The following is an 18,764-nucleotide window of genomic DNA, read 5'->3' on the forward strand; positions in this document are numbered from 1 at the left end:
CGGAACATGGTGCAACAGCTGGTGGTGATTGGAAACGGAATGGCAGCGATGCGCATGGTGGAAACCCTGCTGCAATACGCACCTGCGCTTGCCATCACGGTGATTGGCCGTGAGCCGCACGGCAATTACAACCGCGTGCTGTTATCGCCGGTGCTGGCAGGGGAAAAAGCCTTTGCTGACACGCTGATCCACACCCCTGAATGGTATGCCGCCCATCAGGTGCAGTTGTTGCGGGGTGAAGAGGCTGTCGCGATGGACCTCGACGCACGCACGGTGCGTACCGATCGGCGCACGTTGCACTGGGACAAGCTGGTGTTCGCCTGCGGTTCGCAGCCGCGCATGCCGGATCTGCCTGGCATCGAGCAGCCGCAGGTGCAAGGTTTTCGCACCGTCCACGATGTGCATCGCATGCTGGATGGGCGCGGTGCGGTGGTGGTGCTGGGCGGTGGGTTTATCGGCGTCGAAGCGGCGGCGGCACTGCGCCAGCGCGGACGCGACGTGACGCTGCTGCATCACCGGCCGTGGCTGCTTGACCGCCAGCTGGATGCGCAAGCCGGTTCGCTGTTACAGCAGCATCTGACGCAGTGCGGCATCGAGTGTCGGCTCGGCGTGGCATTGCAGTCCATCAATAGCGGCAGCGTCACCCTCAGCAACGGTGCGGTGATCGCGGCCGAACAGGTGGTGATTGCCATCGGCGTGCAGCCGGAAATCGCGCTGGCGCAGGCGGCGGGCGTGCCCTGTCAGCGCGGCATTCTGGTCAATCGTCAACTGCAAACCGCGCTGCCGGATGTGTATGCGCTGGGTGAATGCTGCGAAATCAGCGGCGAAACCTTTGGCCTGATCGCGCCGTGTCTGGCGCAGGCCGCCGTGCTGGCGGCGCAGCTCGCCAATGCTCCCATCGCCGATTTTCACTATCAGGAGAACGGTACGCGGCTAAAAGTCAGCGGCATTGAGATGTTCAGCGCGGGCGACATCAGCGAAGGCGAATCCATCAGCAGTTTCGATTCCGTCCATCAGCACTATCGGCGTCTGTTCTTACGCGATGGCGCACTGCGCGGCGTGCTGCTGTTTGGCGACAGCCAGGCGGCCAACACGCTGCTGCCACAACTTCAACAGGCCGCACGCGTGGGATTCAACGCGCTGTTCGGCCTTGACGACAACCCAACGCAGCCAGGCGCTGCAGGAAGCAATGTGATGAGTAAACCTCTTCTCGCGGTGATCGGTCATGGCATGGTCGGCCACCATTTTTTAGAGCAGTTGGTCAGTCGTGAACTGCATCAGCAATACCAGATTGTGGTGTACGGCGATGAGCCGCAGATGGCCTACGATCGCGTGCATCTCACCGACTATTTCAACGGTAAAAGCGCTGAGGATTTGTCGCTGGTGAGTGAAAACTTCTTTGCGCAGCACGGCATTGAGCTGCGCAGCGGTTGTGAAGTAGTGGCGATTGACAGTGAAAAGCGCAGCTTGCGCGATGCCAGCGGGGCCGAACTGGCCTGGGACAAGCTGGTGCTGGCAACCGGCTCGGTGCCGTTTGTGCCGCCGGTGCCGGGCCACGATGATGCGCGCTGTTTTGTCTATCGCACGCTGGCCGATCTTGATGCCATCGCGGATTGCGCCAAACAGGCGCGGCGCGGGGTGGTGATTGGCGGCGGGTTGCTCGGTCTGGAAGCCGCCAACGCATTGAAACAGCTGGGGCTGGAGACGCATGTGGTCGAGTTCGCGCCGCGTCTGATGGCGGTACAACTGGACGACGGCGGCGCGCAGATGCTGCGCGGTAAAATCAGCGCGCTTGGCGTGCAGGTGCATACCAGTAAACAAACCGAGGCGATTGAGAGCCTGCCCAATGGCAGCCTGCAACTGCGTTTTGCCGATGGCAGCGTATTGGAAACCGATCTGCTGGTGTTCTCTGCCGGGATCCGCCCGCGTGATGCGTTGGCGCGAGCGGCGGGTATCCAGCTCGGCGAACGCGGTGGCATTCAGATCAATGATGCCTGCGCCACCAGCGCCACGGATATTTATGCCATCGGCGAGTGCGCGCTGTGGCAAGCTCAGATTTTTGGCTTGGTTGCGCCGGGCTATCAAATGGCGCGGGTGCTGGCGGCGCAATTGGCGCAGGAATCGCTCGCCTTTACCGGCGCGGATATGAGCACCAAACTCAAGCTGCTCGGTGTGGAAGTGGCCTCGTTTGGTGATGCGCATGGCCGGTCACCTGACAGCCAAAGCTATCAGTGGACCGATAATCCCAAAGGCATCTATAAAAAGCTGGTGGTGTGTAAAGAGGGCAAAACGCTGCTGGGTGGCGTGCTGGTGGGCGACAGCAGCGACTACGCCACGCTGCTACAGATGATGTTGAACAAACTGCCGCTGCCCGATGAGCCCGAAAGCCTGATCTTGCCCGCGCTGGCCGGTGCGCCAGCCAAAGCATTGGGCGTGGCGGCGCTGCCGGAAACGGCGCAAATCTGCTCGTGTCACAACGTCTCGAAAGCCGACATATGCAGTGCGGTGCAAAGCGGCTGTGGCGATATGGCGGCGATCAAAAGCTGCACCAAAGCCGCTACCGGCTGCGGCGGCTGTAGCGCCTTGGTCAAACAGGTGATGGAGTTCCAGCTCGCCCGCCAGGGCGTGGAAGTGAAAAAGGATATCTGCGAGCACTTCGCTTATTCGCGGCAGGCGCTGTATCACCTGATCCGCATCGGTAACCTCACCACCTTCGACGACGTCATTCATCGTCATGGGCGCGGCCACGGTTGCGAAGTGTGTAAGCCATTGGTTGGTTCGCTACTGGCATCCTGCTGGAACGAATATCTGCTCAAACCGGCGCATTTACCGCTGCAGGACACCAACGATCGTTACTTTGCCAATATACAAAAAGATGGCACCTATTCGGTGGTGCCGCGCGTGCCAGCCGGTGAAATCACCCCGCAAGGGCTGATTGCGATTGGCGAAGTGGCGGCGCAATACGATCTCTACACCAAAATCACCGGCGGGCAGCGCATCGATCTGTTTGGTGCACGACTCGATCAACTGCCGGACATTTGGGCGCAGCTGATCGCCGCCGGATTCGAAACCGGCCACGCCTACGGCAAATCCTTGCGCACGGTAAAATCCTGCGTCGGTTCAACCTGGTGTCGTTATGGCGTGCAGGATTCCACCGCTTTCGCCATCGCGCTGGAAAACCGCTACAAAGGGCTGCGCGCACCGCACAAAATCAAAATGGCAGTCTCTGGCTGCACGCGAGAATGTGCGGAGGCACAGAGCAAAGACATTGGCGTGATTGCCACCGATAAAGGCTGGAATCTGTATGTGTGCGGCAACGGCGGCATGAAACCACGCCATGCCGATCTGTTCGCCAGCGATCTGGATGATGAAACCTTGCTGCGCTACGTCGACCGCATTCTGATGTTCTACGTGCGCACCGCCGATCGTCTGCAACGCACCAGCGTGTGGATGGATAACATGGAAGGCGGGCTGGATTATCTGCGTCAGGTGGTGATTGAGGATACGCTGGGCATCGCTGTGGTGCTGGAGCAGGAAATGCAGTCAGTGGTGGAGAGCTATCAGTGCGAATGGCACAGCACTCTGCAAGATGCTTCACGCCGCGCACTGTTTAGCGCCACGGTGAACAGCGATCAGGCGGATGAAACCCTCCATTACGTGCAGGTGCGCGGTCAACGCCAACCCGCGCCACAGGAGATAATCCCGGCCATCACTTTGCCTGCTGAACCCTGGAGCGCCATTTGCGATGCCGATGCCATTCCGCCGTCGGCGGGGATCGGTGCGCGTTTAGGCGGGCAGCGCGTGGCGCTGTTCCGCTTCGGCGAGGCGATTTATGCGCTGGAGGATCTTGAACCCGGCACCCAGGCCAGCGTGCTGTCGCGCGGGCTGCTCGGCGACGTGGCGGGGGAGCCAGTGGTGATTTCGCCGCTCTACAAGCAGCGCGTGCGCTTGCGCGATGGACAAAGCCTGGATAACGCCGAGCACCAATTGCGCTGCTGGCCGGTGCGAATTGACGGCGGCAAAGTGTGGCTCGGTCAGCAGCCGATGTTAGCGCTGGCTGCTGCCTCATGAAAACCACCTGTCCTTATTGTGGCGTCGGCTGTGGCGTCGAGGTGAAAGCCGCAGATGCGCCGGTGAGTGGCGATCCTCAGCATCCGGCTAATTTTGGTCGGCTGTGTGTGAAAGGCTCAGCTCTGGGGGAAACCTTGTCGCATCAAGGACGTTTGCTGTGGCCGCAGGTCAACGGCCAGCGCGTCAACATCGAGGCCGCGCTGGATCAGGTGGCGGCGGGTTTTCGCCGGGTGATCGATCAGCACGGGCCGCAAGCAGTGGCGTTTTACGCTTCGGGCCAGTTGCTGACCGAAGATTACTACGTCGCCAATAAGCTGATGAAGGGCTATATCGGCGCGGCGAATATCGATACTAACTCGCGGCTGTGTATGGCGTCGGCGGTGGTCGGCTACAAACGCGCCTTTGGAGCCGATGCTGTGCCGTGCTGCTATGACGATCTTGAGCAGGCGGATCTGGTGGTGCTGGTCGGTTCCAACGCTGCGTGGGCGCATCCGGTGGCGTGGCAGCGCGTGGTGCAGGCCAAATCGGAACGTCCTGAGATGCAGTTAGTGGTGATCGATCCGCGTCGCACTGCCAGCGGTGATATCGCCGATATGCATCTGGCACTGCAACCGGGATCCGACAGTGCGCTATTTGCCGGGCTGCTGAACTGGTTAGCACAAAACGGCGGCATGGATGCCAGCATGTTGCCGCATCTCAGCAATGTCGAAGCCACTTTGGCTGCCTGCGAAGCGTGGGACGTGGCGGCGGTGGCGGCAGCGTGTCAGCTCAGCGAGCACGAGATTCTGGCGTTCTGGCAGCAGTTTGCTGCACAGCCGCGCGTGTTGACGCTGTGGTGTATGGGCATTAATCAGTCGCAAACCGGCAGCGACAACAATAACGCCATCCTCAATGTGCATTTGCTGAGCGGCAAAATCGGGCGCGTCGGCAGCGGCCCGTTTTCGCTGACCGGGCAGCCTAATGCCATGGGCGGACGTGAAGTGGGTGGCTTAGCCAATCAGCTGGCGGCGCACATGGGATTCAGCGCTGAAGAGGTTGACCGTGTTGGACGTTTCTGGGGCAGCGATCGCGTGGCAACGCAGCCCGGACTCACCGCGATAAATCTGTTTAATGCCATCGAACGCGGCGAAGTCAAAGCGGTGTGGATCATGGGCACCAATCCTGCGGTGTCGATGCCCGAAGGCAATCGCGTGGCGCAGGCGCTGGCGAAATGTGAACTGGTGGTGGTGTCGGAAGTCAGTGCCCTCAGCGATACCGCGCAGTGGGCGGATGTGCTGCTGCCCGCGCAGGCGTGGGGCGAAAAGAACGGCACCGTGACCAACTCCGAGCGCCGCATCTCACGCCAGCGCAGCTTTATCGCGCCTGCCGGAGAAGCCAAAGCCGATTGGTGGTGGCTGGCGCAGGTGGCGCAGCGACTTGGCTTTGGCGCGGCATTTGCATGGCAGCATCCCTGCGAAATTTTCGCCGAACACGCCGCGCTGTCGGGCTTTGAAAATCACGGCACGCGCGCCTTTGATATCAGCGCGCTGGCGACCCTCTGCCGTGAACAGTACGACCAACTTACTCCGATACAATGGCCGATCACCGCGCAGGCACCCAACGGCACCGCGCGGCTGTTCGCCGATCGTCGCTTCTACCATGCCGACGGCAAAGCGCGTTTGCTGCCGCCGGCGATGCCGGTTAAAAACCTCAACCATTCACATTATCCGTTGCTGATGAACACCGGACGCATCCGCGATCAGTGGCACACCATGACGCGCACCGGCAACGTGCCGCGTTTGATGCAGCACTACGATGAACCCTTTGTCGCGCTGCACCCGCATGATGCGGCGGCACACGGCTTGGGTCAGGGCGACGTCACGCGCGTGCAGTCGGCGCTGGGTTGGTGGAGCGGGCGGGTGATCATTGATAGCGGCCTCAAACGCGGTCAGCTGTTTGTGCCGATGCACTGGACGCGTCAGTTCAGCGGCCAGGCCACGGTGGATAGTTTAGTGGCGGCGAACGCCTGCCCGCACTCCGGACAACCGGCGTTGAAGCAAACTGCCGTGCGTTTGCAGCCGCTGCGTCCCGCATGGCAAGGCTGGCTGTGGCTGCCACACATCATCACGCCGCCGTCATTGCTGTATTGGTCTCGCGCGCCACAGCCCGGCGTGCAGCGCTATGTGCTGGCAGGAGCAAAGGATGCCGCAGCATGGCTGATGCAACTGCCGCAGATGCCTGCGTTGCAATGGCAGCAGGCGCGCGCCGGGCAGCAGATCCACATGCTGGGATGGCGCGATGGTGAGCTGGCCTGCGCCTTTTATGCCGCGCCGTGGTTGCCGGAAATCGACCATCAATTTGTCGCGCAGGCCTTCAGCGCCACTCCGCGATCCTCGTCACAGCGCCATGCCTTACTGGGCGGGCGAGCAACGCAGGGCGCGGTGCAGGGGCGCACGTTGTGTAGCTGTTTTGGCGTGGGCGAAGAGGCGATTCGTCGCGCCATCGAACAAGGCTGTGATTCCACGGCCGCGCTGGGCGCGGCGCTGAAATGCGGCACCAACTGTGGCTCTTGTCTTCCGGAGCTGAAACAACTGCTTTCATCACTGCGCGTGGCGCAGTAGCGGAGATTGTCATGACGCAGATAACGGCTTCCCTCGATAAACTGTTCAACCCGCAGGATGGCGAGCAACCGCAAGGCAGCGTGTGGCTGGTGGGTGCCGGGCCGGGCGACGTGGAGTTGCTGACACTGAAAGCGTGGCGGCTGATCAACCGCGCTGATGTGGTGGTGTATGACCGGCTGGTGAGCGAGGCGATCATGGCGGAAGTGCCGGATCGCACGCTGGCGATTGATGTGGGTAAAAAGCCCGGCAGCCACGGTTTGAAGCAGCAACAGATTAATCAGCTGCTGGTGGATTTAGCGCGCAGCGGGCGGCACGTGGTGCGCCTGAAAGGCGGCGATCCTTTCATCTTTGGGCGCGGCGGCGAAGAGATGGTGTTTTTGCAGCAGGCGGGCATTGAATGCCAGATTGTGCCGGGCATCACCGCCGCTGCGGGCTGTGCGGCGTCCAGCGGTATTCCGCTGACCCATCGCGATTGCGCGCAGTCGTTGCGTCTGATTACCGGTCATGGCAAAAGCGGCGAACCGCAGCTGGCTGATGCCAGCCTCGCCGCCGCCAACCAAACGCTGGTGTTTTATATGGGCCTGAAGTGGAGCGCCAGTATTAGCGCGCAGCTGCAGGCGCACGGCCGCAGCGCGCAGACGCCAGTGGCGATTATCGAGAATGGCACGCGGGCCGATCAGCGGGTGATGATCACCACGCTGGCCGAGCTGGCGCATACCGTGCAGCAGCAACACGCGCAATCACCGGCCTTATTGCTGGTTGGCGACGTGGTGCAGTTTTATCGCCATCCGACGCGCGCAAATACCCAGCCTTCAGCCCGCAATTTCACTTATGGCTAAATAAGCTCACATTTCCCCCCTTTAATCCGCGCTTTAGCCTGACAGGGTTTTGGCATTCTATGCTCAGAATTCCTGCCAGCTGAGGTATGTCGTGGCTGAAGAGAGTAACGAGGACAAAACAGAATCGCCCACGCCCCACCGACTTGAAAAAGCGCGTGAAGAGGGGCAGATTCCGCGTTCGCGCGAGCTGACTTCAGTGATGATGCTGTTGATTGGCTTGCTGATCCTGTGGGTCGGCGGCAACAGCATGGCGGAGCGTCTGGCCAGCATGGTCGCCACCGGATTTCGTTTTGACCACGGCATGGTCAGCGATGACAAAGTGATCATTGGTCATATCGGCAGCCTGATTAAGCAAGCGGTGATCGCACTGCTGCCGCTGATGGGCGGCTTAGTGGTGGTGGCGATTGCCGGTCCGATGGCGCTGGGCGGCCTGAACTTCAGCGGTAAATCCATCAAGTTCGATCTCAAAAAGCTCAACCCGTTAACCGGTATCGGCCGCATGTTCTCCGGCCAAACCGCTGCGGAGCTGGTGAAATCGATCATGAAAGCGGTGCTGGTGGGCCTTGTTGCCGGTTGGTACATCTGGAGCCACTGGGAAGAGATGCTGCGGTTGATGAGCGAATCGCCGATCAACGCATTGCACCACGGTTTGTCGATGATCGCCGCCTGCTGCGGGCTGATCATGCTGGGCCTGTTCCCGATGGTGGGTTTTGACGTGTTCTGGCAGCTCTACAGCTACTTCAAAAAGCTGAAGATGACGCGCCAGGAGATCCGTGACGAACATAAACAGAACGAAGGTGACCCGCACGTTAAAGGGCGTATTCGCCAGGCGATGCGCGCGGCGGCGCGCCGTCGCATGATGGCCGATGTGCCGAAAGCCGACGTTGTCGTCACTAACCCGACGCACTACTCGGTGGCGCTGAAGTATCAGGAAGGCAAGATGAGCGCGCCGAAAGTGGTGGCCAAAGGCGCTGGCGATATCGCCCTGAAGATTCGTGAGCTCGCCAAAGAGCACCGCATCCCGATTCTCGAAGCACCGCCGCTGGCGCGTGCGTTGTATCGACACACAGAAATTGGTCAGTTCATCCCCGGCGCGCTGTATGGCGCGGTAGCGGAAGTGCTGGCCTGGGTTTGGCAGCTGCGACGCTGGAAGCGCGAAGGCGGCCTGATTCCAAACAAACCAAAAAACCTGCCGGTTCCGGCAGACATGGACTTTGCAGGAGAGAACACTAACGATGGCTAATTTAGCCGAGAAGCTGCGTTTACCGGGCAACTTTAAAGACACGCAATGGCAGGTACTGGCGGGCCCAGTACTGATCATGTTGATCCTGTCGATGATGGTGCTGCCGTTACCCGCATTCATTCTTGACCTGCTGTTCACCTTTAACATTGCGCTGTCGATCATGGTGCTGCTGGTGGCGATGTTCACCCAGCGCACGCTGGAGTTCGCCGCATTCCCGACCATTCTGCTGTTCTCGACGCTGCTGCGTCTGGCGCTGAACGTCGCCTCAACCCGTATCATTTTGCTGGAAGGCCATACCGGCGCCGATGCCGCCGGACGCGTGGTGGAAGCCTTTGGTCACTTCCTCGTTGGCGGTAACTTCGCCATCGGTATCGTGGTGTTCATTATCCTCGTCATCATCAACTTCATGGTTATCACCAAGGGTGCGGGACGTATCGCCGAAGTCGGCGCGCGTTTTGTGCTGGACGGAATGCCAGGTAAGCAGATGGCGATTGATGCCGATCTCAACGCCGGCTTGATCGGCGAACAGGAAGCCAAGCAGCGCCGTACCGAAGTGACGCAGGAAGCCGATTTCTACGGTTCGATGGACGGTGCGAGTAAGTTCGTCCGTGGTGATGCCATCGCCGGCATCCTGATCATGGTGATCAACATCATCGGCGGCCTGTTGGTCGGCGTGGTGCAGCACGGCATGGATCTCGGTCACGCCGGTGAAACCTACACGCTGTTGACCATCGGTGACGGCCTGGTGGCGCAGATCCCGGCGCTGGTGATCTCCACCGCCGCGGGTGTCATTGTGACGCGCGTGGGCACCGATCAGGACGTCGGCGAGCAGATGGTGACCCAGCTGTTCAAGAACCCGCGCGTGCTGATGCTGAGTGGCGGCGTGATTGGTTTGCTCGGCCTGGTGCCGGGCATGCCAAACCTCGTCTTCCTGCTGTTTACCGCTGCGCTGCTGGGCCTGGCCTGGTGGCTGCGCGGTCGCGAAATGCAGCCGAAGAAACCGGCGGAAGCCTCCAGTCTGGTGAAAACCCAGGAGACGCCGGCCACGGTGGAAGCGTCGTGGACCGATGTGCAGCTGGAAGATTCCCTCGGCATGGAAGTGGGTTATCGCCTGATTCCGATGGTCGATCACCTGCAAAACGGCGAACTGCTGGGACGTATCCGCAGTATTCGTAAGAAGGTGGCACAAGAGGTCGGCTTCCTGCCGCCGGTGGTGCATATCCGTGACAACATGGAGCTGCCGCCCGCGCGTTACCGCATCCTGATGAAAGGCGTAGAAATTGGCAGCGGCGATGCTTATCCGGGCCGCTGGATGGCGATCAACCCTGGCACCGCCGCTGGTTCGCTGCCGGGCGAGCCAACCGTCGATCCGGCCTTTGGTCTGGCGGCGATCTGGATCGACAGCGCATTGAAAGAGCAGGCGCAGATTCAGGGCTTTACCGTGGTGGAAGCCAGCACCGTGGTGGCGACGCACCTCAATCACCTGATTGGCCAATACGCCAGCGAGCTGTTTGGCCGTCAGGAAGCGCAGCAGCTGCTGGATCGCGTTACGCAAGAGATGCCGAAGCTGACCGAAGATCTGGTGCCGGGCGTCATCACGCTGACCACGCTGCACAAAGTACTGCAAAACCTGCTGACCGAGCGCGTCTCGATTCGCGATATGCGCACCATTATTGAGACGCTGGCGGAACATGCGCCGGTGCAGAACGATCCGCAAGAGCTCACCAGCGTAGTGCGTGTGGCGCTGGGACGGGCGATTACCCAACAGTGGTTCCCTGGCAACGGCGAAGTGCAGGTGATTGGCCTCGATGCCACGCTGGAACGTCTGCTGCTGCAGGCGCTGCAGGGCGGCGGCGGACTCGAGCCGGGGCTGGCGGATCGCTTACTGGTGCAGGCGCAAGGCGCACTGCAGCAGCAAGAGATGGCGGGCGCGCCGCCGGTGCTGCTGGTCAATCATCCGCTACGTGCGCTGCTGGCACGTTTCCTGCGCCGCAATCTGCCGCAGCTGATTGTGCTGTCGAATATGGAGCTGACCGACAACCGTCAAATCCGCATGACCGCCACCATTGGAGGCAAGTAATGCGTCGCTGGTGCTGGGCATTGATGATGTTGCCAATGATGGCGCTGCCGCTCGCTGCTGATGCGGCCAGCGGTGCCTGGAGCGCCAACGCCAGCGGCCCAAGCCTTGGCGTGCGCGGTAACTGGCTGATGACGCCTGCGCTGCGTGCGCCCTCCAGCGCGCCGGGCAATATTTCCGTGGTGAACTGGCGTTATCAGCTCAGCCGTCCTGCGCCCTCGGGTTTGGTGGTGCGTTTGTGTGCGGGCGATCGTTGTGTGGAAATCGAAGGCGCCAGCGGCAGTACGCGCGGCTTAGCCAACGTGGCGGCGGAAGAGACGCTGCATCTGGCGTTTGGCTTTCAGGGGAAGGGCGCATTGCCACCGGGCTTGCGCGTGGTGAGCAGTGAAGTGACGGTGAATTATCAGTAACGCGTGCTACCTCGGCGACGCGCCCTGCGCCGCCGAGTGCATGGATTAAGGCTTATCTCCCTGACCGTAAATTGGCGGTGAAGCCAGTTTTGCATCCTCTCTTAACCCTTTCACCTGCTTCGCATCCACTTTGGCCGCCGCCGGATTACCAAACTGCTGGGTAACAAAGTTACTGACGTCCGCCACCTGCTGGTCACTCAGTTCAGCGGCAAAAGGCGGCATAAAGACTTCGCCTTCGCGCATATGGCGATGCACACCGTTGAGGACCACCGATACCACGTTTAGCGCATCTGCCGCGCCGGTGCTGGTGTGATGGAACAGCGACGGATAGGCATGGAAACCGCTGCCCGATCCCGCACCTTCCGCGCCGTGACAGCTGGCACAGTTACCGGCAAACACCACCGCACCGGGCTGGGCGTTGAGGGTGGCATCATCGGCACCGCGCAGAGCAATCAGCGCGGTGGAAGGTTGTCCCCAACTGTCGCGCGCCCGGGTTTGCTGCGCGTCCGGCAGTGGCTTAACGCTGCGCACATAGGTGGCGATGTCCTGCAGATCGCTTTCGGGCAGATATTGCAGGCTGTGCTCAATTGCTTCGGCCATCGGCCCGGAGGCGCTGGCTTTGTTGGCGACAAACCCGGTTTTCAGGTAAGTCACAAGTTGCTGCTGGCTCCAGTCACCGATGCCTGCCTGCTTATCCGGCGTGATGTTGTACGCCATCCAGCCGCCGAGATCGCCACCGGCCAGCGTTTTATCGTTGTCCATGCCCATGGTCAGATTACGCGGCGTATGGCATGTGCCGCAGTGCGCCAGGGCTTCAACCAGATAGCGGCCGTTATTCCACTGCGCGCTCTGCTGCGTATCGTTCTGCAATTCGCCTTTGTCGAAGTTAAACCACTTCCAGAAGCGCATGCCCCAGCGTTGGTTGAACGGGAACGGCAGGTCGGTTTGCGGTGAAGCCTGATGCACCGGCGGCATCGACAGCAAATAGGCTTTGATCGCCAGCACATCCTCGCGCTTCATTTTGGTAAAGGAGTCATACGGCATCGCCGGGTAGAGCTGCTCGCCGTTTTTGCCAATGCCGTCGCGCACTGCCGCAACAAACTGATCGTCGCTCCAGCTGCCGATACCGTACTGCTTATCGGAGGAGATATTGCTGCCCCAGATCTGGCCGAAAGGCGTACTGACCGCAAAGCCGCCGCCAAACAGCGGGCCGTTGGTGGCGGTATGACAGGCGGTACAGTCACCGGCGCGCGCCAGATATTCGCCGCGCTTAATCTGAGCGGCATTGTCTGCCGCCTGCGCCACGGCGCACTGCATCAGGACCACCGCGATAGCGGCCTGAATAAATACAGGTTTCATCGGGTGCTCCTTACAAGCTTGCCAGAACGCTATCGGCCATACGCAGCGCCAGCGCGGTTCCGGTCAGCGTTGAGTTAACCGTCGAGGCCGACGGCATAATGCCGGTGCCGGCGATAAACAGGTTCGGGTGATCGTGGGTGCGGCAGTGACCATCCACCACCGAATCCTGCGGATTGCTGCCCATGATCATGGTGCCGGTAATGTGCTGGTTGTTGTCGTAAACGCCGCGCTTACTGTAAACCGCCTCGGTTCCGCCCATCTCTTTCACCATGCGCTGGAAGTCGATCATTGACTGGTCATAGCCGCGATGCACGTAGTCCGGGAAGCTGTAGTAAACCTCGAGGCGGGGAATGCCCCAGGCATCCTTCTCGGTTTTGCTCAGCGTGACGCGGTTCTGCGGCTCCGGCAGCATCTCCAGCAGACACTTCAACTGAACAAAACGCTCGGCCTGGAAGGCCAGCTTGTCGTTAAGCGCCTTGCCGTAATAACCCTGACGCACCAGACGTTCGGTGAGATAGCGCACCGGCGAGGTGTTCGCGAGGTCGATACGCAGCGCCGAGCGCTCACCACGGAAATCGCCGTCGCGCATATTGTTGATGCTGCCGGGACGCATTGGCCCACGGCCAAACCACACCGGCTCATCAGCGTAGAACTCCACTGACGATCCGGGATGATCCATCAGGTTGCGGCCCACCATGCCGGAGCTGTTGGCGATGCCGTCCGGGTAGCGATCGCTGGTGGAGAGCAGCAGGATTTTCGGGCTTTCGATGCCGTTGGCGGTCAGGACAAACTGTTTGCCGGTGACGCGATGGCGCGCTTTGTTCTGATCGAGATAGTGCACCGCCTGAATGGTGCCTTTGTCGTCAGCTTCAATGCGGAACACCACCGCATTGGTGACGATTTTGACACCGGCATCCAGCGCCTTACGTGCGGCAATGCCGCCGTGATACTGCGCATCAATCGGACAAACCGGCATGCAGTTGTTGTTGCCGCAGCAGGCCGGGCGGCCGTCATAGGCGATGCTGTTACGCGCCTGCGGACCGATGCCCACCTCATAACCCAACGGACCGAGTCGCTGCTTCAGACGATCGAAGCCGTACGGCAGCGGAATGCCCGGCAGCGGGTAAGGGCGCGAACGCGGCGAAGCCAGATCGCTGTCGCCAGATACGCCCATCTGGTATTCAGCGTCGCAGTAATAGGGTTCCAGCTCGTCATAGCTGATGGGCCAGTCGCGGCCAACGCCGTACAGCGACTGAATGCGCATATCGTTCGGCAACAGGCGGAACGCCTGTCCAGCCCAGTGCCATGTGGTGCCGCCGGTGCCGCGCAGATATTGGGCGCGATAGGGATCCGGGCCTTTCTGGATCAGGTAATTGTTATCGCTGGGGATGAATTTTGGCTGCGGTGCCCACGGCTGCGGCGGATACGGTTCGGTGAAGTCGCCCTTAAACGGCGAATTGCGAAAATACTCCACCGCCTGATCGCGCTTAATCTCCGGGCCGGACTCCAGCATCAAAACCGATGCGCCCGCTTTGGCCATCTTCAGCGCCGCCAGTGAACCGGCAATGCCGGCGCCAATCACCACCACATCGGCGCTTAATGAATCAGACATGTGCTCTCCTTGCAGGCGGCTGTGTCCAGAAGTTAGGTTGCCCCGGCGCGTAACTCGGTGGTAACAGGGAATCACGCACCAGCTGGTAGCTGACGATATTTTCAAAGGCGATACATTGCGGACGCGGCAGCGGCCCGACGACACCGAGATACCAGCCGGAAACCAGCGCCTGATAAAGATCGTTCAGGGCTTTGGGCTGGCTACTCAGCAGCGCCAGCAGGCTGCTGCCGTTGGCGGCGGGTTGCTGCTGCAGCAGCGCGCTGAGCGTATCGAGCTGGTTATCCAGCTGCGGGAAATGTGCGTGCAGCCAGCTGTACAGGCGCTGCGCCAGCAGGGCATCCGGCTGGTCCAGTCCGGTTAATCGGGTGGAAATCGCCGTGAAACTGGCGGACGGTGCCACTGCGGCGGCCAGCGGTGGCGAGGCGAAAGCCAGGCTGCCGGGAAGCGCCTGCGCCAGGACGCCAGCCACCAACAGCCCCCCCGTGCCGGTCAGCAACCGGCGGCGTGAAAGAGTCATCATGGAAATTCCCGAGAGTTATTTCAGCGCCTGAGCGGCAGCCTCTGAAGCCTGGTTATCCAGATCCTGTTTGGGGGTGCTGACGCCGACGGCGCCGACCACTTCATTCTGCAGCGTGAGCGGGAAACCGCCGCCGAGCGCCACAGCGTGCGGGATGGCGAGAACCGTGGTTTCGCCACTCTGCAGACGCTGCATAAATTTCAGGGAAGGGGCGTGATACAGCGCCGAGGTGCGCGCTTTGCCAATGGCGGCATCGACGCAGCCCGGCGATGCGCCGTCAAGGCGCTGGAAGGCCAGCAGCGTACCGCTGGCATCAACCACTGCTACACAGCCGGTGCTGTGCTGCGCGCTGATGCTGTTTTTAACACTGGTCATCACCTGGTTGGTGTGGCTGGCGTCCAGCGCGGCGGCGCTGGCCTGGCCAATACCCGCTGCCAGCAGCAGGGAAAGGGCGACAGATGCTCTAATCTTCATGTTTTGCTTCCGATATTTATTGTTTTAAAACGTGCTTCTCGTCTCGCTTACGCTACGCTGTTGCAAAAATGTAAACAATTGCCGATAAACAAAACGCATACCTCTATGCGTATAACTCATTGAGGTGGATAGATCTTATCCAGCGTCTGTTGCCAGACGAACGGCGTCAGTTGTTGATAGCGCAGGGAACGGGCGTTTAACGCATCAATCAGCCCTTGCTGCGTGGCAACAATCGCTGCGCTCATGGCGGCCGGTACCTTGACGTCCTGCAGCGTTTTCACCACTTCCTGCATCTCTTCAGCGCGTCGCTGGCCGTGCTCCGCCACGCGGCTAATCAGGTAGTGCGGCAGCTGATCGTTCCAGCCCAGCGACGGGAAACTGGCGTGCAGCGAGTCGAGCACCGCTTGCTCTACGCCATACTGGCGCGCCGCGCTCAGGCATTCGGTGGTCAGCGCTTCGAGGCCTTTGATCATCACGCTGCGGCACATCTTAATCGCCGACGCTTCACCCACTTCGTCACCCAGCAGGCGGCTGTTAAGACCCAGCTGTTGCAGCAGCGGTTGCACCTGTTCAGCCTGAGCGCCACCAATCAGCAGCGGTGTCGCCAGCCGCTTGGGCGGCACCGGCGCCATCACCGCCACGTCGATATAGCTGGCACCCGCAGCGTGAATCACTTCGGCCGCGGCGCGTTTGGTGTGCGGTGCCACCGAGTTGAGATCGAGAAAATGCTGCCCAGCCTGTAACAGCGCTGCCGCCTGCTGCGCCACCTTGAATGCCTGCGACGCGGTAACGGTGGAGAACACCAGCGCGGCGTCCTGCAATGCATCCGCCAGCGAAGCGGCCAGCCGCACGCCGCTCTGCTGCGCTTTTTGCTGCAGCGCGGGCAGGGTTTCTGCCGCGAGGGCTTTGCGATCCCATACCGTCACCGCATTGCCCTGCGCCTGTAAATCATGGGCGAGAATGCCGCCCGCTTCGCCAAAACCGATAAAGGTGATGTTCATCAATTACTCCTTGCTGAATGGCCAGACCGCCGCCGGAATCATGACCTCACCGGCGAAAATGGCGCGTGCGGTGCGCAGCAGACCGCAGCCCGCCAGCGGGTTATCGCCTTCGCGCTGCAGCAACACGCTGAATTCGCCGCTGGGATGTTCCACGCTCAGGCGCTGTTGAGGTTGCTGGCTGGTGCGTGCCAGTCCGTCGGCGACGCTGCCGGGGATCAGGCAGGCGCTGGCGACGCTGACCGCGCCAAGCACGCCAATCGAGGCGTGGCAGCGGTGCGGAATAAAGGTGCGTGAGCTGATTGCGCCGCCGTGACGCGCTTCGGCCAGCAGCGTGACTTTGGGCACTGTACGCTGGCTGACATCACCCAGATTCATACGCGGCCCGGCCTGCAGGCGGATCGACTCCAGCCGCTGCTTGAGCTCGCTGTCGTTATCCAACGCGTCGCGGCTTTCATAGCCGCTGCGATTGACATCCGCCGCGCGCACCAGAATCACCGGCATGCCGTTGTCGATGCAGGTGACGTCGATGCCATCAAAACGATCGCGCGGCTGACCGGTCGGCAACAGCGCGCCACAGCTCGAACCGGCAATATCTTTGAAGGTGAGGGCGATCTCGCCTGCGCTGCCCGGCACGCCATCAATGCGCAGATCACCGTCATAGTCGACTTCACCGTCGGGTGTGGCGAACGCCGCCTCGGCAATCTGCCCGGTGTTCTGCATGAAAATGCGCACGCGGGTGCGTTCGCTGCCTGCCTTGACCAGCCCGCGTTCGACGGCGAAAGGCCCGACGGCGGCGAGGATATTGCCGCAGTTTTGCCCGTAATCGACGCGGGCTTGATCGACGTTGACCTGGGCAAACAGGTAATCGACATCGGCATCGTCCCGCCGCGAAGCGCTGACGATCGCCACTTTGCTGGTGAGCGGATCGGCCCCGCCGAGGCCATCAATTTGACGGATATCGGGCGATCCCATCACCGCCAGCAGCACCCGATCGCGGGCTGCCGGATCTGCTGGCAGATCCTGTGCCAGAAAGCAGGCGGCTTTCGAGGTGCCGCCGCGCATCAGTAAGCAGGGAATGCGACGCTGGCGCATGATTTACTCCTCCAGTTGATCGAGCGTGTCGAGATAGCGCAGTCCTTTTTCCGCCAGGCGTGGACGCATCTGATAGATATCGAGGCCCAGCTCACCGGCCGCTAAACGCAGGCGTTTGCTCTCTTCCAGCTCTTCACGCTGACGCGCTTTGGCCGCCACGCTGGCGGCTTCATCGCGTGCCACCACCACCACGCCGTCGTCATCAGCCACGATAACGTCACCCGGCCAGATCAGCTGCCCGGCACATACCAGCGGCACATTTACCGAACCGAGCGTCTCTTTCACCGTGCCCTGCGCATACACCGCACGCGACCAGACGGCAAAGCCCATCTCGCGCAACGTGCGGCTATCGCGCACACCGACATCCGCCACCAGCCCGCGCACGCCGCGCGCCTGCAGCGAGGTCGCCAGCAGATCGCCGAAGAAGCCGTCGCTGCACGGCGAGGTCGGCGCGACCACCAGCACATCGCCCGGCTGACAGAGTTCCACCGCGACGTGAAACATCCAGTTATCACCCGGCGCCACCAGCACGGTGACCGCGCTGCCAGCGATGGCACAATCCTGCTGAATCGGGCGAAGGGCGGGATCGAGCAAGCCTTTGCGCCCCTGCGCTTCATGCACGGTGGCGACGCCAAAGCGCGCCAGCGCGTCGATATCTGCGGCTGCCGCGCGCGGAATGTTACGCACCGCGACGCCTTTTTTCGCGATGATGCTCATGCCAGATCCTCCGTTACGCGCGGGAAGATGCTCTGATAGCCTTCGCCATAAATGATGTCGCGGCTGGTGGTAATCCCGACGTTACGCTTGGCCTGCACACCGCGCTGCTGTGCCACGCGCGTGTAGTATTCCCACAGATGTTCCTGCCCGGCCATACACTGAATCGCCTGATATTTTTTGTCCCACACCGAGGTGATATCCAGCAGCACATCCGGCTTCCAGTTGCACTGCTCAGGCTGGTGCGGTTCGAAGCAGTACACCGGCGGCGCACCGACGATTTTTTCGCCCGGGCGGTAGCCTTCGGCCTGGGCGATAATGCGCGCCTCCTGCGCCAGATGCGTGGCCATTGGGTGATCGTAGTTGTAGGGATCCTGCAACGAGTGAGTCAGAACAAAGTGCGGCTGCACCCGGCGATAGACGTCCGCCAGGCGGAACAGGGTTTCTTTATCGGCACGCAGCGGATAATCGCCGAGATCAAAAAATTCGATGCTGGCACCGAGAATCTCGGCGGCGGCTTGCGCCTCGCTGCGGCGAGCGGCTTTGACTTTCGCCTCGCTCATCTCCCCTTTGCGCCACAGCTTGGCCGACTCGCCGCGCTCGCCAAATGAAAGACAGACAACGTGGACGTCATAGCCCTGCGCATGGTGCAGCGCAATGGCACCGCCGGCGCGCCAGACGAAATCTGCTGAGTGAGCGCTGACCACCAGCGCGGTTTTTTTTGGGGTGTTGTTAGTCATGGCATACTCCTCCGC

The 18,764-nt window shown here is 61.1% G+C and carries 14 protein-coding genes; 6 read left to right on the top strand and 8 right to left on the bottom strand.

Going from position 1 to position 18,764, the window contains the following annotated elements; genetic code table 11:
- Nucleotides 1-6 precede the first annotated feature (6 nt).
- The 6 genes from nirB to HX773_RS12325 all read left to right on the top strand — a co-directional run bounded on the left by nirB (nt 7) and on the right by HX773_RS12325 (nt 11,240).
- Nucleotides 7-4,071: a nitrite reductase large subunit NirB gene (nirB, locus tag HX773_RS12300; RefSeq protein ID WP_176971719.1), complete on the top strand. Its 4,065-nt coding sequence runs from the start codon at nt 7-9 to the stop codon at nt 4,069-4,071.
- A complete protein-coding gene (locus HX773_RS12305; protein WP_176971720.1) occupies nt 4,068-6,671 on the top strand; it encodes a nitrate reductase in 2,604 nt (867 codons plus the stop codon). Before nirB ends, HX773_RS12305 begins: the two co-directional genes overlap by 4 nt.
- An 11-nt stretch (nt 6,672-6,682) precedes the next feature.
- On the top strand, nt 6,683-7,510 hold the full coding sequence (gene cobA, locus HX773_RS12310; RefSeq protein ID WP_176971721.1) for a uroporphyrinogen-III C-methyltransferase: 828 nt from the start codon (nt 6,683-6,685) through the stop codon (nt 7,508-7,510).
- A 91-nt stretch (nt 7,511-7,601) separates the two neighbouring features.
- Entirely contained in the window at nt 7,602-8,753 is a 1,152-nt protein-coding gene (gene flhB / locus HX773_RS12315) for a flagellar biosynthesis protein FlhB (protein WP_176971722.1), read from the top strand.
- Nucleotides 8,746-10,833 (top strand): flagellar biosynthesis protein FlhA, encoded by a 2,088-nt coding sequence (flhA, locus tag HX773_RS12320; protein ID WP_101764133.1) that lies wholly within the window; start codon nt 8,746-8,748, stop codon nt 10,831-10,833. Before flhB ends, flhA begins: the two co-directional genes overlap by 8 nt.
- Nucleotides 10,833-11,240, top strand: a complete 408-nt coding sequence (locus tag HX773_RS12325; RefSeq protein WP_176971723.1) for a flagellar protein FlhE — start codon at nt 10,833-10,835, stop codon at nt 11,238-11,240. Before flhA ends, HX773_RS12325 begins: the two co-directional genes overlap by 1 nt.
- Before the next feature lie 45 nt (nt 11,241-11,285).
- Here HX773_RS12325 and HX773_RS12330 read toward each other — a convergent pair whose 3' ends face one another.
- From HX773_RS12330 to galB, 8 genes are all read right to left on the bottom strand, one after another.
- On the bottom strand, nt 11,286-12,599 hold the full coding sequence (locus HX773_RS12330; protein WP_176971724.1) for a cytochrome c: 1,314 nt from the start codon (nt 12,597-12,599) through the stop codon (nt 11,286-11,288).
- Nucleotides 12,600-12,609: 10 nt separating this feature from the next.
- Nucleotides 12,610-14,211 (bottom strand): GMC family oxidoreductase, encoded by a 1,602-nt coding sequence (locus tag HX773_RS12335; RefSeq protein ID WP_176971725.1) that lies wholly within the window; start codon nt 14,209-14,211, stop codon nt 12,610-12,612.
- Nucleotides 14,204-14,731, bottom strand: coding sequence for a sugar dehydrogenase complex small subunit (locus tag HX773_RS12340; protein ID WP_176971726.1), 528 nt, complete (start codon nt 14,729-14,731; stop codon nt 14,204-14,206). The genes HX773_RS12335 and HX773_RS12340 overlap by 8 nt, the downstream gene beginning before the upstream one ends.
- A gap of 15 nt (nt 14,732-14,746) precedes the next feature.
- A complete protein-coding gene (locus HX773_RS12345; RefSeq protein WP_101764138.1) occupies nt 14,747-15,202 on the bottom strand; it encodes a heme-binding protein in 456 nt (151 codons plus the stop codon).
- A gap of 116 nt (nt 15,203-15,318) precedes the next feature.
- The gene (locus HX773_RS12350) at nt 15,319-16,203 is read right to left on the bottom strand and encodes an NAD(P)-dependent oxidoreductase (protein WP_176971727.1); all 885 of its coding nucleotides are present in this window, start codon (nt 16,201-16,203) and stop codon (nt 15,319-15,321) included.
- A 3-nt stretch (nt 16,204-16,206) separates the two neighbouring features.
- Nucleotides 16,207-17,295 carry a 4-oxalomesaconate tautomerase gene (locus HX773_RS12355; RefSeq protein WP_176971728.1) on the bottom strand — a complete coding sequence of 363 codons (1,089 nt, stop codon included), beginning with the start codon at nt 17,293-17,295 and terminating at the stop codon, nt 16,207-16,209.
- A gap of 3 nt (nt 17,296-17,298) precedes the next feature.
- Nucleotides 17,299-18,012 (bottom strand): 4-carboxy-4-hydroxy-2-oxoadipate aldolase/oxaloacetate decarboxylase, encoded by a 714-nt coding sequence (locus HX773_RS12360; RefSeq protein ID WP_176971729.1) that lies wholly within the window; start codon nt 18,010-18,012, stop codon nt 17,299-17,301.
- A complete protein-coding gene (galB, locus tag HX773_RS12365; protein ID WP_176971730.1) occupies nt 18,009-18,749 on the bottom strand; it encodes a 4-oxalmesaconate hydratase in 741 nt (246 codons plus the stop codon). Before galB ends, HX773_RS12360 begins: the two co-directional genes overlap by 4 nt.
- Nucleotides 18,750-18,764 lie beyond the last annotated feature (15 nt).

It is taken from the genome of Pantoea sp. B9002, from assembly GCF_013385945.1.
In the GTDB taxonomy this organism is placed as follows: Bacteria; Pseudomonadota; Gammaproteobacteria; order Enterobacterales; family Enterobacteriaceae; genus Pantoea.

Excerpts from the sequence above, each read along its gene's own strand:
- nirB (WP_176971719.1), top strand. The coding sequence starts at position 7 with ATGGTGCAACAGCTGGTGGTGATTGGAAACGGAATGGCAGCGATGCGC.
- HX773_RS12305 (WP_176971720.1), top strand. The coding sequence starts at position 4,068 with ATGAAAACCACCTGTCCTTATTGTGGCGTCGGCTGTGGCGTCGAGGTG.
- cobA (WP_176971721.1), top strand. The coding sequence starts at position 6,683 with ATGACGCAGATAACGGCTTCCCTCGATAAACTGTTCAACCCGCAGGAT.
- flhA (WP_101764133.1), top strand. The coding sequence starts at position 8,746 with ATGGCTAATTTAGCCGAGAAGCTGCGTTTACCGGGCAACTTTAAAGAC.
- HX773_RS12325 (WP_176971723.1), top strand. The coding sequence starts at position 10,833 with ATGCGTCGCTGGTGCTGGGCATTGATGATGTTGCCAATGATGGCGCTG.
- HX773_RS12330 (WP_176971724.1), bottom strand. The coding sequence starts at position 12,599 with ATGAAACCTGTATTTATTCAGGCCGCTATCGCGGTGGTCCTGATGCAG.
- HX773_RS12335 (WP_176971725.1), bottom strand. The coding sequence starts at position 14,211 with ATGTCTGATTCATTAAGCGCCGATGTGGTGGTGATTGGCGCCGGCATT.
- HX773_RS12340 (WP_176971726.1), bottom strand. The coding sequence starts at position 14,731 with ATGATGACTCTTTCACGCCGCCGGTTGCTGACCGGCACGGGGGGGCTG.
- HX773_RS12345 (WP_101764138.1), bottom strand. The coding sequence starts at position 15,202 with ATGAAGATTAGAGCATCTGTCGCCCTTTCCCTGCTGCTGGCAGCGGGT.
- HX773_RS12350 (WP_176971727.1), bottom strand. The coding sequence starts at position 16,203 with ATGAACATCACCTTTATCGGTTTTGGCGAAGCGGGCGGCATTCTCGCC.
- HX773_RS12355 (WP_176971728.1), bottom strand. The coding sequence starts at position 17,295 with ATGCGCCAGCGTCGCATTCCCTGCTTACTGATGCGCGGCGGCACCTCG.
- HX773_RS12360 (WP_176971729.1), bottom strand. The coding sequence starts at position 18,012 with ATGAGCATCATCGCGAAAAAAGGCGTCGCGGTGCGTAACATTCCGCGC.
- galB (WP_176971730.1), bottom strand. The coding sequence starts at position 18,749 with ATGACTAACAACACCCCAAAAAAAACCGCGCTGGTGGTCAGCGCTCAC.